At 66.6% G+C, this 13,380-nt stretch carries 11 protein-coding genes and 2 pseudogenes (1 of these 13 running past the window's edge); 7 read left to right on the top strand and 6 right to left on the bottom strand.

What is annotated here, in order from left to right:
- Positions 1 to 84: pseudogene (locus ACIBNA_RS43025) on the top strand (IS5/IS1182 family transposase); the annotation flags it as partial.
- On the opposite strand, the gene ACIBNA_RS43020 reads toward ACIBNA_RS43025, so the two are convergent.
- Positions 62 to 490 carry a hypothetical protein gene (locus tag ACIBNA_RS43020; protein WP_399170812.1) on the bottom strand — a complete coding sequence of 143 codons (429 nt, stop codon included), beginning with the start codon at positions 488 to 490 and terminating at the stop codon, positions 62 to 64. The pseudogene ACIBNA_RS43025 and the gene ACIBNA_RS43020 overlap by 23 nt on opposite strands.
- A 700-nt stretch (positions 491 to 1,190) precedes the next feature.
- Between ACIBNA_RS43020 and ACIBNA_RS43015 the strand changes: the two genes are divergently transcribed.
- The 4 genes from ACIBNA_RS43015 to ACIBNA_RS43000 are packed head-to-tail and all read left to right on the top strand — an operon-like array spanning position 1,191 to position 6,958.
- On the top strand, positions 1,191 to 2,414 hold the full coding sequence (locus ACIBNA_RS43015; RefSeq protein ID WP_399170811.1) for a site-specific integrase: 1,224 nt from the start codon (positions 1,191 to 1,193) through the stop codon (positions 2,412 to 2,414).
- The gene (locus ACIBNA_RS43010; protein ID WP_399170810.1) at positions 2,414 to 4,159 is read left to right on the top strand and encodes a hypothetical protein; all 1,746 of its coding nucleotides are present in this window, start codon (positions 2,414 to 2,416) and stop codon (positions 4,157 to 4,159) included. Before ACIBNA_RS43015 ends, ACIBNA_RS43010 begins: the two co-directional genes overlap by 1 nt.
- Positions 4,156 to 6,456, top strand: coding sequence for a site-specific integrase (locus ACIBNA_RS43005; protein WP_399170809.1), 2,301 nt, complete (start codon positions 4,156 to 4,158; stop codon positions 6,454 to 6,456). The genes ACIBNA_RS43010 and ACIBNA_RS43005 overlap by 4 nt, the downstream gene beginning before the upstream one ends.
- A complete protein-coding gene (locus ACIBNA_RS43000; protein ID WP_399170808.1) occupies positions 6,440 to 6,958 on the top strand; it encodes a hypothetical protein in 519 nt (172 codons plus the stop codon). Before ACIBNA_RS43005 ends, ACIBNA_RS43000 begins: the two co-directional genes overlap by 17 nt.
- A 59-nt stretch (positions 6,959 to 7,017) precedes the next feature.
- On the opposite strand, the gene ACIBNA_RS42995 is transcribed toward ACIBNA_RS43000, so the two are convergent.
- From ACIBNA_RS42995 to ACIBNA_RS42980, 4 genes are all read right to left on the bottom strand, one after another.
- Positions 7,018 to 8,481 (bottom strand): UvrD-helicase domain-containing protein, encoded by a 1,464-nt coding sequence (locus ACIBNA_RS42995; protein WP_399170807.1) that lies wholly within the window; start codon positions 8,479 to 8,481, stop codon positions 7,018 to 7,020.
- 34 nt (positions 8,482 to 8,515) lie between these two features.
- On the bottom strand, positions 8,516 to 8,989 hold the full coding sequence (locus ACIBNA_RS42990) for a hypothetical protein (protein ID WP_399170806.1): 474 nt from the start codon (positions 8,987 to 8,989) through the stop codon (positions 8,516 to 8,518).
- Positions 8,986 to 9,873, bottom strand: coding sequence for a DUF6083 domain-containing protein (locus ACIBNA_RS42985; protein ID WP_399170805.1), 888 nt, complete (start codon positions 9,871 to 9,873; stop codon positions 8,986 to 8,988). Before ACIBNA_RS42985 ends, ACIBNA_RS42990 begins: the two co-directional genes overlap by 4 nt.
- 158 nt (positions 9,874 to 10,031) lie before the next feature.
- Positions 10,032 to 10,295, bottom strand: coding sequence for a helix-turn-helix transcriptional regulator (locus ACIBNA_RS42980; protein ID WP_399170804.1), 264 nt, complete (start codon positions 10,293 to 10,295; stop codon positions 10,032 to 10,034).
- A gap of 616 nt (positions 10,296 to 10,911) precedes the next feature.
- Between ACIBNA_RS42980 and ACIBNA_RS42975 the strand changes: the two genes are divergently transcribed.
- On the top strand, positions 10,912 to 11,475 hold the full coding sequence (locus ACIBNA_RS42975) for a hypothetical protein (protein ID WP_399170803.1): 564 nt from the start codon (positions 10,912 to 10,914) through the stop codon (positions 11,473 to 11,475).
- Between the two features lie 68 nt (positions 11,476 to 11,543).
- A pseudogene (locus ACIBNA_RS42970) lies at positions 11,544 to 12,091 on the top strand (transposase); the annotation flags it as partial.
- A 521-nt stretch (positions 12,092 to 12,612) separates the two neighbouring features.
- Here the strand turns inward: ACIBNA_RS42970 and ACIBNA_RS42965 are convergent.
- Positions 12,613 to 13,380: the 3' portion of an ABC transporter ATP-binding protein gene (locus ACIBNA_RS42965; protein WP_399170802.1), read on the bottom strand. Its footprint extends 3,102 nt past the window's final position; 768 of the gene's 3,870 nt are visible here — the last part of the coding sequence; its start codon lies off the right edge, out of view; the stop codon is at positions 12,613 to 12,615.

Below are 13,380 nucleotides of genomic sequence, written 5' to 3'. Positions count from 1 at the left end.
CGCGTCTTCCGCAGAGCCCGCTGCAGCCCTAACCGCATGACGGTCATGGCCGCTGCCGTCCTCACCCTGGAGCGTCAACGCTGAAAACGCTCAGTGCCTCAAGAGCGCTCTGTTCGTCGCGCTGGCGGGAGTCCTCGGGCTGCAGCATGCTGCCCACGGTCTCGTGTGGCAGCTCGGCCGTGGTGAGCAGGATCAGATCGGTTTCGTCCAGGTCGATTTGTCCGTGGGCGATCGCGTGGCACCAGATCCGGAGGGTCTTCCACAGGTCCACGCTCGCGTTGGTCATGCGCGTGCCCGGAGAACGGTGTTTGAGCTGGTAGTACGTCCGCCCGTCCCGGCGGACCTCCTCGATGTCGTCGCCGGCTTCGATGGCCAGCGCCCAGTCCAGATTCCCGAGGCGGCCCACGCACAGGTGGAGAGCTTCACGTAACTGGTAAACGTAACCGAGGGCAGAGGCCGACGCCTTGAAGTCCGGTTCTCGCTCGCTCATGTTCGCTCCCCTTGCAGGCCACAGCTCACTGCGAGTGACCCGATCTTGTCACGGAGTGTCTGCCGATAACACCCCTTTCGTCTGACAACGCTCGCGGTGGTTCGCGATCTCAAGCATCCGCTGTGCGGCAGGGCGTCAGCAGTAGATCGTTGCTGGGGACGGTGCTCACGCGGCTTGGCCTCGTTTCGCTGCGTGTCCGAATCAAGCACGGGCCAAACCGACTCCTCAGTGTGAGGAGGTTTCACCATCGCGCTCCGGCAGACCGCCGTGAGCTGGTGGTACGCGGAGAACTGACTGCGTACCCGCTACGTAGTGCGCGTCTGCCGATCTACGGCGCCTCAGTACTGCTGTTTGCTCAACTATCGCTTTCCGCGACGAGGTTCAAAGGCGCCTCGAACGCATTTGTTGGGTATTCCTGACCGTGTCCCACCCCTACCGTCGGTGGACATGGAAGTGGCGTTCTACTCCAGCGAGGGCTGGGACTCCTGGGGGCTCCCGGCGAAGCCTGTGATCCCTGAGGGGATGGCCTTCTTGGTCGATGATGACCTGTTGTTCGAGGACAGCCGGGGGACTGCGCGCGAGCGCGGTGGCGAACGAGTGGCTGCGGCTTCGTCCATCGGACAGGTGTCCAGCGCCGTCGTCGTGGAGGACGTACGCGCGGATACTGCGGGACTGGGTCGTATCCGCCCAGTTGCACGGCGTGGAGCTCTTTGACACCCGGGACCGGCTGAAGGCCCTTCTCAGTACGTATGCGGTGGACCGTGCGTGCGGCAACCCGAAGCAGTACCTGGGTGCCGATACCTGGAACCAGCACATGAGCGTGCTGAGCAAGTTCTACCAGTGGGCGGTGAGGGAGAAATACGCCACGGCGGTTCCGTTCACCTACCACGAGGCGGAAGCGGTCTATACCGAGACGGCCCACAAGATCCTCGTCAACAATGCGAATCGACGGGTCCCTCACCCCCATGTGAAGATCAAGTATCTGGAGGATGACTTCGCCGCCATGCTCGTCAACGCCTTTGCGGGGCTGCGGCCGAACGGCAGCGAGGACGAAGGCTCGCAGCGGTTCCGAGGTCGGCATCTGGCACGGAACGGGGCGGTCGTCGATCTGGTGCTGTCCTCGGGGCTTCGGCTGCAGGAATTCACCTACCTGCTGGTCTGCGAGATCCCACCACTGCCGACCGCCCCGCAGTTGATGCCGATCCCATTCCCGATCCCAGAGAAGATCACCAAGGGCAGCAAGTTCCGGGTGACGTGGACGTCTTACACCTCGTTGGCCCGCTTGCACGCCTACGTCGGGCTGGAGCGGATGCTGACCTGTGAGGGCTCGTCGTGGCGGCCGCCGAGGCGTTGGGGAGAGCCGCTGTTCGTGTCGGAGATGGACGCGGTCGGCGGGAGGGTCAATGGCAGCTGGGTGAAGTGGAGTTCGCTTACGCCGGGCCAGCGTCGTCGCCTGGTGGCGCCGGATGGCGGGTCGATGCTCCTGGCGACCCGATCGGATGGCGGCCCGTTTACGGCCTGGTCCAGCCTGTTTGAGCGAACGAGTCGACGGATTGCCGAGCGCTACGAGCCACGTTTCCCACGTGTCCATCCGCACCGGTGTCGGCACACGTTCGCGATGGCCACGATGGAGCGGCTGGTCGCTGGCTTCTACGAACAGGCTGCCCGGCTGTCGGCCGCAGGCGGCGACGCGGATGCGGCGCTGGCGCATTACCTGACCACCACTGAACCGTTGCTGGTCCTGCGTGATCTATTGGGCCATTCCTCGGTGTTGACCACAGAGAAGTACCTCAAGCGCTTGGACATGTTGCGGATCTTCCGCGAGCACTACGAGGACGCTGGCCGACGCTGGGGACTGTTGGATCACGAGCGGGCGGAGCGCGAGGCGGACGCCGAGCTCGAGGACGAGGGGGTGCTGGTCTGATGCCGGCGACAGCGCTCAAGGATCCAATGGGGGTGGAGTGCGTCTTCCCCGATGGCTCGTACGCCACGTGTCTGCTCAGGGACGAGTCCTACCCAGAATTCGCCCAAATACTGATGCGAGCTCTGGCCGATCTGGTGCATCCACACGGGCCGCTGAAGACGGCGAATTCGGTGCGGGAGTATCTGGCATCTCTCCGGCACTTCTTGCCGCAGTTACAGGTGGCGGGCTTCGACGGGACGGTTCAGTGGCTGACCAGGCCACGGCTGGCGGAGTGCCTACTGGGCATCAAGCTGGCCCGGCACGAGCACCACATCCGGGCCATGCTGCGGCGCCTGGACGAGCTGGAGCAAGTGTTTGCGCCAGATGTAAAACACTTCGTCGACGGTCATCCGTTCAAGACCCGTCCCGCACGATTGCGTCAATCGCTGCCCGCCTACAACGAGGCTGAATGGCGGCGGCTGCGGGAGGTATGTGAGGCGGGAGTGGCTTCCTCCTACGCGGTCTTCCGCCGGGCGAGAGAAGAGTCAGAGCGGGGCCAGGACTGGCGAACGGGCGGCCTGAACAGGGAGAACATCCAGTTCACGCTGCGGAACGAGGGGCCCGAGAATGTGGGGTTCGGCCGGAAGTACATTGGGGTGACCCGCTACGACGCAGAGGTGAGGCCGCTGTATGCGGGCGGGGTGTACGAGGCGGTGGCAGCGCTCTTTCCGTCGACCGTGACGGTTTTCGACTACCAAGTGCTGTTCGGGATGCGTACTGGAATCGTCCCTGACGGAATTGCCGAGCTGGGCCTGGGCGACATCGATTGGGCCGGGGACACGACAGTGTTGCTCGACTACATCAAAGGCCGCACTGCGGCGGAATCGCTGACCCTGTCCCGCAAGGCGACGCGGCTGCTGGAGCAGTGGCTGGACCACTCCAGTGTCTCAAGGCGGTTCATGCCGGCGGCGTTCAAGGATCAGTTGTGGAGCCGTTACGCGGTGACTGGTCCGGCAAGGTGGACGAACGATGAGGTCGATCCTTATGCCCGAGGAGTCTGGGCGAAGCAGCGTGGGCTGGTGGACGCGGATGGAAAGCCCTGGCAGATCCATGTCCACCGGATCCGCACCACATTCGAGGCTTCCCAGGACCGGCGGCTTTGGCGGGGCAGTAGCAGGGCGACGATCGACCCCAACCACACCCCGGCGGTTGAGGGTGACCATTACGTGGCGGGCCAGACACCCGCGCAGAAGGACGCCACCGAGACGGTCATCGAGAGCGGCCAGACAGATCTGCTGCGACGGGCCCGCCCGCGGGTGATCGCCGACGGGGACGGCCTCGCTGACTTGGTGGGGAAATTCCCGGAACTTGTAGAACAGCTCCGCTTGGACGATGCGGCTCTGGCCGAGCTGATCGGCGGGGAAAGAGACGTCTTCGCTGCGGGATGTTCGGATCAACTGTCCGGGCTACACGGGCCCAAGGGAAGGCCCTGCCCGGCCAGGCCGTGGGTGTGTCTGCTCTGCCCGCTGGCTTTGTTCGCGCCCCGGCACGTGGGGAATCTGATGCGGCTGCGGGCGTTCTTCGGCCGGCAGTGGCGACAGATGACGTCGGCCGCTTTCATGGCCGTCTTCGGGCCTTATGCTCAGCGGCTTGACGCTCTGCTGACCCTCACCTACTTCAACGAAACGGTGTTACGGGAGGCAGCCGCCGAGGTCAGCGATACAGATGAGGAACTTCCCCTGCGACCCGAGGAGTTGACCGCATGAGCGCGCGAGAGCCCGTCGCTGGACGCGGGCCTGGTGTCTCGGTCTTCGCCGGCCAGTACATCTGCGCGCTTGCTGGACTGCGGATGGCGCCGGGCACCAACGGCCCGATCTTCGAGCAGGATGTGTGGGATTTCAGGGATGTCGAGGGCCTTCCGAGGTCGATGCCGAACGACAGGAAGGTCTTCGGATTCCGAAAAATCCGCAACCCGCTCTGGCGGTCCGTGGCCAAGGAATACGTGGTCGCGATGATGGCGCCCGAGCATGCGGCGGTGCGACAACTGGCCCATGCCTACCGGATCCCCCGCACTCTGGCGACCTGTGCCAGCAGGCTGGAGTATTTGCACGGCTGGTTCAACTGGCTCACTGACCGTGGCATTAATTCCTTGGCCGCGGTCGACCAGCGGACCTGCGATGCCTTTTTCCAGCACCGCATGGTTCTCAGTATCAAGGAGGGTAAAGAAGGCGAAAAGACCGAGCGGCATGAATCGGCAGAGTTGGTCGAGGAGGAGGTAGCAGCCAGCAGCGGCTACCGGCTGCTGTCAGTGCTGGTCCCCCAAGAGGTTGCGAACTACAGCGAACTGTTTACCCACGATCGCTGCCAGGTGGGCTTCCGCCCGTGGGGTGGTGCATCCGCTCTCTCGGTGATCGGGTCCCCGAAACGACAAGGCAACAAGACCCAGCCAGTCCGCGACGAACTGCTACAGCCATTGCTGCACGACTGCCTCTTCCTGATCCAGACCCTGGCTCCCAAAGCACTCGCGCTGCGGGACAAGATCGAGCAGGAATTCGTCCCCGACCGCAAGGACGGCTCCAAGCGCGGAGTGCGGAGTGTGGCGCGCACACGGCAGGCGGCCCTAGAACAGGTCATCCGATGCCACATCGCCAAAGGCCAACCGTTCGACGAAGTCGACCGCCTAGCTCAGGTAGGCAGGAAAGGATGGGACTGGGGTGAAACCCACCCCCTCGTCCGCGTCAGCCTCATCGCCATCCTCCGCGAGGCCGGAATCCACGCCACTGCGGCACGAACGGTGAGGAGCTCAGCGAAGGGCGGCATTCTTTCCCCAGGTGGGCTTATGGAGCCGCTCAAACCGCTGCTCGAGGAGGCTGTCCGCGCGGTGGGCACCGCCCCGCCCTGGGGCCGCGAGGCCCCCGTCATCCCACGGGCGGATGGACGCGGGAACGTTCCCTGGACACTGCCGATCCATCGTCGAGGCCTGGATGTGGTGCTGGACCGGATCCGCACGGCCTGCCTCATCGTCATTGCCCTGGTCAGCGGAATGAGGCGATGCGAGCTGATCGAACTGCCCCGGAACTGCCAGCTGCCACGCGAAGGGACGTCCGGCCGGATCCGCTACCGCCTCAAGAGCAAGCTGATCAAAGGGCAGGGCTACGACCGGACGGTCTGGGACGAGTGGGTTGTTGCCGAAGAGGCCTTCCACGCCGCCGGGATCGCACGCGACATCGCCGGAGAGGACGCCAGCCACCTCTTCTCCGCCAGCCTTGACTTCGACGAGTGCCTCAAGCGGTTGCGCCGGTTCACCAACGGGCCCGAAGGCGCCCGGCTCGGCCTCACCCCGATCCCTGACGATCCACTGAATCTGCGGATGCTTCGCCGCACACTGGCCGTTGAGATTGCCCACCGGCCCGGCGGGCTGCTGGCCGCGAAGATCCAGCTCAAGCACCTGTCGGTGGCCACCACCGAGGGTTATGCGAACCGGCCCGGAGGAGCCCAGGCCAAGTTCCTCGCGGAGATCGGCGAGGAGGAACAGAAGCGCAACCTGACCCTGACCCTGCAGGCCTTCCGCGACTACCAGAACGGCAAACGGCCTGCCGGTCCCGGCGCCCGCGAACTCCTCACATTCTTCAGGTCGGTTGAGGACGAGCTGGGTGAACTCCCCATCACCATACCCGTGATCAAGCACAGTGACCAGGAAGTGATCACCCTGCTGGGTCGGCGAGCTGGAGCCCTACATCTGGGTATCGCCAACTACTGCTGGTTCCTCGACCCGGACAAGGCCCTCTGCCTCAAGCTCGCGAAGACCAAGGACCGCAGCCGCCCGCTGGCGGGGATGTGCGACTCTGCTCGCTGCCCTCAGGCCACCCACCACCCCTGCCACCGCCCCGTCTGGGCAGCATCCGCTGCCAACAGCCGAATCTTCATTGGGAAGATCAGCCGAGGGCAGAAGACCGAGCGGACCCGGCTTCAGGCCGAGGCCGACAGGGCCGAGGCCATCGTTGCCGGGATCGACGCCGCCCAGACAGCCGAGCACGGAGGGGACCATGGGCCGGATCACTGATACCGAACGGGCCCGAAACGAGGCGGCGATCCGATCCGCGATGGACCGCCTTCTTCGCGGAGAACTCCCAGCCGGCGGACGCTGCGACCTCAAGACCCTCGCCACCGAGGCTGGAGTGACCCGCACCGGCTTCTACCCGAAGAAGGATCGCGACGGCACAGTCCGCGAAGGCCCCTACCAGCACCTTGGCGACGAGTTCGTACGCCGCCTGAGGGCGCTCCAGGAAGCTGGGACCGTCCCGGATCCCAGAGACGCGCAGATCCAGCGGCTGAAGGCCCGGAATGCAGAACTGACGACCCGCCTCGCCGCCCGGGACCAGACCATCGAGGACCTGACCGCGTTCAAGCGGCTCGCGCTGTCCCGGATAGCCGCCCAGCACGACGAGATCATGCACCTGCGCGCCCCACAGCCGACCCCTGAGACCCCGCCGCCTACCCGGTTGACCAGTGTCCCTCGCGACAGGATCACCGTCATCGACCCTACAGCGGGCCCTCACAGGTGAGCTGAAGTCACGGCGACGGCAGTCTGCGGTATCGGGCTGCTGGGCGGAACTTCCGTGAGTCATCCGCTTGCTGTCTGTTGGACGGAGGCGCTGCGTGCCAGGCCGCCGAGGTCGAGTCGGTGGCGGGCACGAGTGACGGCGACGTAGGCGAGGCGGGCGTCGGTGTCGCTCATCTGTTCCGGGGGCGGGTCGGCTGCGTTTGCATCGTGGTCGGCGCCTTTGGGCTGTGGGAAGTCGTTGCCGATTTTGACGGTGGGCCATTCACGGCCTTTGGCTTTGTGGGCGGTGGAGACGGTGACGTCGGCGTGTGTCTCGTCGGTGAGTTCGGCTACGGCGGTGAGGATGGCGTCGGGGCCATAGGTGTCGACGAGGTCGACGAGGGGCTGCAGGTCGCGTCCGGCCGGGTCGTAGGCGGCGTAGTCCTGCAGGTCGCCCCAGGACGCGAACAGTACGAGTTCGGGATGGTGTGTGCGGCGGCCTTCCTTGAGGCCACGGGCGGCGAACGCGAGTGCGGACAGTTGCTGTCCTCCCCGAGTGAGAGCTACGCGGTGTCCGTCGCCGAGTAGGCGCATGACCTCGGTCATCGCACCGATGTTGGTCCGGCACAGCACCGCGTCGGGGTGGCGAACGCCGCTGACTTCCGCGGGAATGCTGTCTGTTCCCGTCAGACGGATGGGGGCATCGGCGAGGGCGAGCCACCGGTTGGCCTCCTCGGCGATCAGCGGGCCGAAGCGGAACGAGCGGGTGAGGGGCAGCTGCTCGGCGTCGAATCCCGTCATCACGTCCGTCGCACCCCTCCAGCCGTAGATCGCCTGTGCCGAGTCGCCGACCATGACCAGCTGAGCGTGGCCACGCTGAGCGGCGAAGACCTGCTCCAGAATGGGATTGGTGTCCTGGGCCTCGTCGAGGAAGAGGAAGTCTGCTTCGATCCTCGGCTCTGTCAGCGCCCACATCTTGAGGTAGTGATCGTGTTCGAAGCGCACCACGCCTCGATCGGGGTCCTGTAGGTCCGCCCAGGCCTTGGCCGCGAGGGGGAGCACGATGTCGGCGAACTGCCCGTGTTCGGGCTGCTCGAGGCCGCGCAGCCGTGGCACGTGGTGGCGGGCCAGAGCTCGGTCGGAGGAATAGCAGAAGCGGGTGACGGCGCGCAGCACGTTGTGGGAGAGGGCCCTCTCGCTGATCTCGTGGTCTCCGATCCGCACCGGGCGGAGGATGCCGAGGGCCTGGCCGGTTTTCCAGGCTGGCTGGCGGGGGCTGTTGAGGCGATGGGCGTATCGGTGGCCGAGCGCGGCGAAGGCCGTGGCGTGGGCGGTGCGGCACTGCACTGTGGGCGGAAAGCGGGCTGCCGCGTCACGGGCGATGTCCTTGTTGAAGGCCATGTAGCGGCCGCGGCGTGACGTGCCCGAGGCGAGCAGGCACAGCGTGCTGGTCTTGCCGGTCCCGGCCCCGGCCTGCAGAGCGAGGTGCCGTCCGGCGCGGAAGGTGTCGGCGGCGTGGACCTGTTCAAGGGTGGGAGGGTGCAACGAAAGGCTCCGTGAGACGAAGACGGCGGCTCGGTCAGCCGGGCGGGCGCCGCAGGAGAAGGCGAGAGGCTGTGTAGGCCACGATTTCCTCCGGCGTGTGGTCGGTGAGCAGGTGCTGGATCTGCGACTCAAGGCGGCGATGCCGCTGGCGTTGGTGTTGAGCGAGGCTCGCTGTGATCCGCTCACCGAGGACGTCCCGAGGGCGCCGGCAACTAGCCGCTGCCGCCTGGCGGATCTCAGCGTCGACGCAGCGGTCGAGGACGACGTTGAGCAGGATGTGGCCGTCGTGATCCGGGTAGTGCCTGGTCAGCACGTCGATCGGCAGACTCCTGCCCAGTCGTCGCCTCAACTGGTGCAGGACACGCGCAGGGCTCTTGCCGTTGTGCACTGTCATCAGCCGCGTGCGGTCGGCGTTGGCGGCCAGAGGCACACGGCGACGGGCGCGGTGGAGCTCTGCGGGAGAGACGGGCCGGGTCAAGGAGATCTCGACGGCGTACTGACTTGTCACGACCGGGCCCGCCGTGGTGCGTGGCAGCCGGGGCCTGGAGGACGCCCGTGCAAGGGCAGGCGGGTGTGGATGTACTCGTGATGGCGGAGGGGGTCGAACGGCTCCCACTCGGCAACCGCGAGGTCACCCGCCGTGCGGCTAGCGTCATGCTGCACGCACCGCTGAGCGCGCCAGCGCAGTTGCTCCTGATAGGGCAGCGAGGAGAGACTGTAGACCGCCATGACGTCGGACGGCAGGGCCAGTTGGCCGCGGGCCGCGCTCACGGGCACCAGAGTCCACAGGCCGCCCGCGGTGTCCGGGCTGAGGACCGCGGTGGTGCAGCGGTGACGGTGCCGGGTCTGGGCGACGCACTGGATCTCGTCTACGGGGCGGGACGCGAGATAGCGGACGTACAGCAGTTGCACGATGGGCCGTGCCGGGCGACAAGCCGCGGGGCCTGTCGACGGGCCGTCCGGCGTCCCGGCAGACGGAGCGAAGGCTCCGGCGTCCAGCAGTCGGCGGGTGCGCAGGGCCAGGGATCGGCGCAGCCCCGACAGTTGGGGTGCCGACTGCGGCGCCGGGCGGGCGGGGCACAGTACGGCGTGCGGCAGCCTGCACCAGCGGCTGCCGTCGCCTGACGGATGGGCGACGCCGGAGCTGACGTGCCAGCGGCAGTCCTCCGGCACCTGCTCCGCGGGCAGTTCCTGCGGATGAAGCCGGATCCGGCGCTCGTCGCTGCGCACGTACCACTCGATCGGATTGCCGCACTCGCGGCAGGAGCTGGTCTGGCCGCAGCGCAGCAGGCGGCTGATGCCACTGGGGTCGACCCGCAGGGGCCGCCGCTTTGGGACATTCGCACAGCTGCCGTCCCAGCGCCGCGCGGAGGAATGAGGAGAAGGGCACATGCGGGTGAAGCTGCCAGCCAACACGCCGCCGGGGCAGCATCCGGGCCGCTCATTCGCCCTGTTGGCCCCCAACAGGGCGACGTCAGTGCGAACGGTTGATCATGCATTCGATGCGGCGTTGCCGTTCGGGTGATTCGCGGAAGCTATTGCAGGCCCGGTCAGCCCTCAGAGCCTCCGGGTAGATCGTGCCCGCGGCAGAGCGTGCTGAAGAGCTCGTCGAACCGCGCGTCCAGGGCATGGGCGAGGGCGTGCCACGTCCTGAGGGTGCCGACGGTGCGCCCTTGCTCGATCTCGATCACAGTGCGCCTGGCCAGGCCGCTGCGGGCCGCGAGCTCGTCGTAGCTCCACCCGCGGGCGGCCCGCAGACGCGCCAGCTCCAGCCGCAACGCATCAAGGTCCGGGTCGGGCGGGAAGATCGTCACCCAACCATCCGACGGTGCAGACCCCTGCCCTGTCAGTGCAGACCTCTGCCCTATTTCCCAGGTGGTGGCGACGATCGGAGGGCAGAGGTCTGCACTACGGTGTCGGCCGTCCCGCCGTACGGCTCGGTGGGACAGGCGCCGGACCAGGAAGGAGGGGCACACGCCTATGAGGCTGCGCACTGTGTGCCCTCAGGCGCCGCGGGCCTGGACGGTGGAACTGAGACGCCAGACCGGCGAGCTGGTCCTCGTCTGCCAGCAGTGCCCAAAGAGTGGCCGACTGGTCACTGCGGAGTCCGCGCGCTCGGCGGCCCTTGCCCACCTAGCCCGGCATGCCCGTGGCGATCTACGGGCGCCTCACCTGCGCACCTGCCAGTGCCACGAACGCGGCTGCTGCTGGCACCGCCGCCACCGCGGATGCGCCGGGCCCATCCGCCTGCTCCTGGCCTGCGAACGGGGTGGCCGGGTCTGGCGCCTCGCCGACGCCTGCAGCGCCTGCGCCGCGGCAACCGCCCAGGCCGCCGTCGTGCCCGACACCATGCTGATCGCACCTTCTCATCCGTCTGCTGCACGACCGCGCAGCAGACGTCACACAAGGGGACCGGGAGACCGCGTGCGCGTGAGCGAGATCCTCAGTTATCTGGCCGTGGTCCTGCCTGCGGACGTTTCCGCCGGGGCGAGGCTCCTCGCCCTGCAGTGCGCGTTGCGTATGAATGCATACATGCGGGTCAAACTCCCCACAGGCATGCTGCGCAGTCTGCAGATCGATGCCGTGGAGGCCTGTCACGAACTGGAGCAGGCGCGGTGGCTGAGCATCGTTGACGGTCCCGGAGCGGCCGGGGTTACCACGGAGCTTCGCGATGCCACGCTGCTCGCCCAGTCACCGGCCCGCCCCGACCGAAGGCGCGCGGCTGACTGGGCGCTGCATAGCGGGAGCCCCGCGCGGACAGGGACGGCAGAGCCTCTACTACGGCTGCAGGCCATCTATCTGAAGGCGCACAGCGATCCGTCTTCGCGACAGGGGCTAACCGAATGCGACCGGATCGTTCGAGACTGCGCCATGGGCGATCAATTGCTCCATGGAGCACTAAGCCGTCTGACGACGGCCGGCATTCTGGAGGGGTGGCGAATCTGCCCGGACTCAGAAGACCTGCACTGGACGCTTGCACCGGGGCAGCGATGAGCACCCGTCCCTACGGACCGGCACGATATGAGGCCGCGCGGTTGCGTCCTGAGAAGTGGTGTACGGGTTCCCTGCCGGCGTCCAAATTGGACATCGGACTGGTGAACGCGATCGGAGCGGTCCTGCCGGGCGCCTCTTGGCAGCGATGCCACACCCATTACGCCCGAAACCTGCTCAGCCAGGTCCCCAAGTCGGCCCAGCCGTGGGTGGCCACCCTGCTGTGGCGGTCTTCGAACAGCCCGACACCGACGCCGTGAAGGCCCAGATGCGGCACGTGCTGGACGCTCTGGAGGCCAAGGCCGCTGCCCACTTGGATGCCGCCCAGCACAAACTGCTGGCGTTCACTGCGTTCCCGCGTGAGATCTGGCGGCAGATCTGGTCGAACAATCCGCAGGAGCGGCTGAACAAGGAGATCCGTCGCCGCACCGACGTGGTCGGCACGTTCCCCGACCGCACCGCCGTGATCCAGCTCGTCGGCGCGGTCCTGGCCGAGCAGAACGACGAGCGGACCGAGGCCCGCCGCTACATGGGCCGCGAACTCCTCGCCAAGGCCCGTCTCCACCCGATCGAGTCAGAAACCGACGAGACCGTCTTGCCCGCCGAACTCACCGCATAGCCTCAAAACGAGATCACCGAGTGGCCGTCGATACACCACTCTAGAGGACATGACCCTGCGCCACGGCACGCCGTGACGGTCACGGCCGAGGCCAGCATGCCACCGCCATGCCAAGCCGGATGTGCCGCCGCGCGAAGCCACCATCCGGACGCAGTAGAGCAGCACGTCCATCGACCTGCGCACAGGTTGCTCTGAACACCGAGGCATCCTGACTACCAGAGGATGCAACGGAGCCATCGGCGCGCAAACTCCTGGGGAATCAAGGACTCCCTCACTACTGAAACCGAACATCCACAATCCAAAGGGTGTTTACGAGGTTGGAGAACCACTGCGATCACGAATTGCGGTTCGCCCTCGGGCAGCGCGTCGTATTCGACTTCCCCGGGTAGCACGTACTCCAAGCTACGAAAGGAGCTTCAGGCACAGCAGACGGACCGACGGCATCAATCACGAGATCACGCTGGTTAGGCATCAGATCTGTGGTCCCGCCGCCCATCCTGTCCGCTGCCACAGCATCCTGTTCAGCCGAGACCACAACCGTCACGACCACCAGCTACGACGCTCTCGGAGGAGTCTGAATCGTGACCGTAACAGCGCCACAAACGAGCGTAAGGGCCGTTGCGCGCGAGGAGGTCGGTGTGGGTGCCCTCCTCAGCAATGGCGCCAGCCGCCAAGACGACTATGTGGTCCGCCCGGGCGGCGGTGGTGAGTCGGTGAGCGACGATCAGAGAGGTGCGATCTTCGGTCAGTCGGGCTACAGCACCGGAGACAGCCGCTTCGGTCCCCGGGTCCAGGACCGAGGTGGCTTCGTCGAGAAGGAGCACATCTGGCGAGATCAGCTGGGCGCGAACGAGGGCTATGAGTTGGCGCTGGCCGGCTGACAGTGTGCGGCCGCCTTCCCCCACAGGGTGCCGGTAGCCACCAGGGAGCCGGGAGAGTAGCTCGTGAGCTCCGACGGCGCGTGCCGCCGCCTCAACCTCGCTCTCGGCCGCCCCTGGACGACCGTACGCGATGGCGTCGTAAACCGTGCCACCCGACAGGTGCGTCTCCTGCGGAACGACGCCGAGGCGGCGCCGGTAGTCCGCGAGTTCCAGCGTTCGCAGGTCGTACCCGTCCACGCGTACGGCGCCCGCAGTGACGTCGTAGAACCGGCCGACCAGTTTCACGAGTGTCGACTTGCCCGCGCCGGTCTCTCCGACCAAAGCCACCGTCTGGCCAGCCGGAATGCTCAGTCGCACCCCATCCACTGCGTCACGAGTCGCGCCCGGGTAGCGGAAGCGTACGTCTTC

Source organism: Streptomyces sp. NPDC050164 (genome assembly GCF_044459945.1).
Taxonomy (GTDB): domain Bacteria; phylum Actinomycetota; class Actinomycetes; order Streptomycetales; family Streptomycetaceae; genus Streptomyces; species Streptomyces coeruleorubidus_A.
The sequence above is the reverse complement of the archived record's forward strand: the minus strand, read 5'-3'. Positions and strand labels throughout refer to the sequence as shown.

Excerpts from the sequence above, each read along its gene's own strand:
- ACIBNA_RS43020 (WP_399170812.1), bottom strand. The coding sequence starts at position 490 with ATGAGCGAGCGAGAACCGGACTTCAAGGCGTCGGCCTCTGCCCTCGGT.
- ACIBNA_RS43010 (WP_399170810.1), top strand. The coding sequence starts at position 2,414 with ATGCCGGCGACAGCGCTCAAGGATCCAATGGGGGTGGAGTGCGTCTTC.
- ACIBNA_RS43005 (WP_399170809.1), top strand. The coding sequence starts at position 4,156 with ATGAGCGCGCGAGAGCCCGTCGCTGGACGCGGGCCTGGTGTCTCGGTC.
- ACIBNA_RS43000 (WP_399170808.1), top strand. The coding sequence starts at position 6,440 with ATGGGCCGGATCACTGATACCGAACGGGCCCGAAACGAGGCGGCGATC.
- ACIBNA_RS42985 (WP_399170805.1), bottom strand. The coding sequence starts at position 9,873 with ATGTGCCCTTCTCCTCATTCCTCCGCGCGGCGCTGGGACGGCAGCTGT.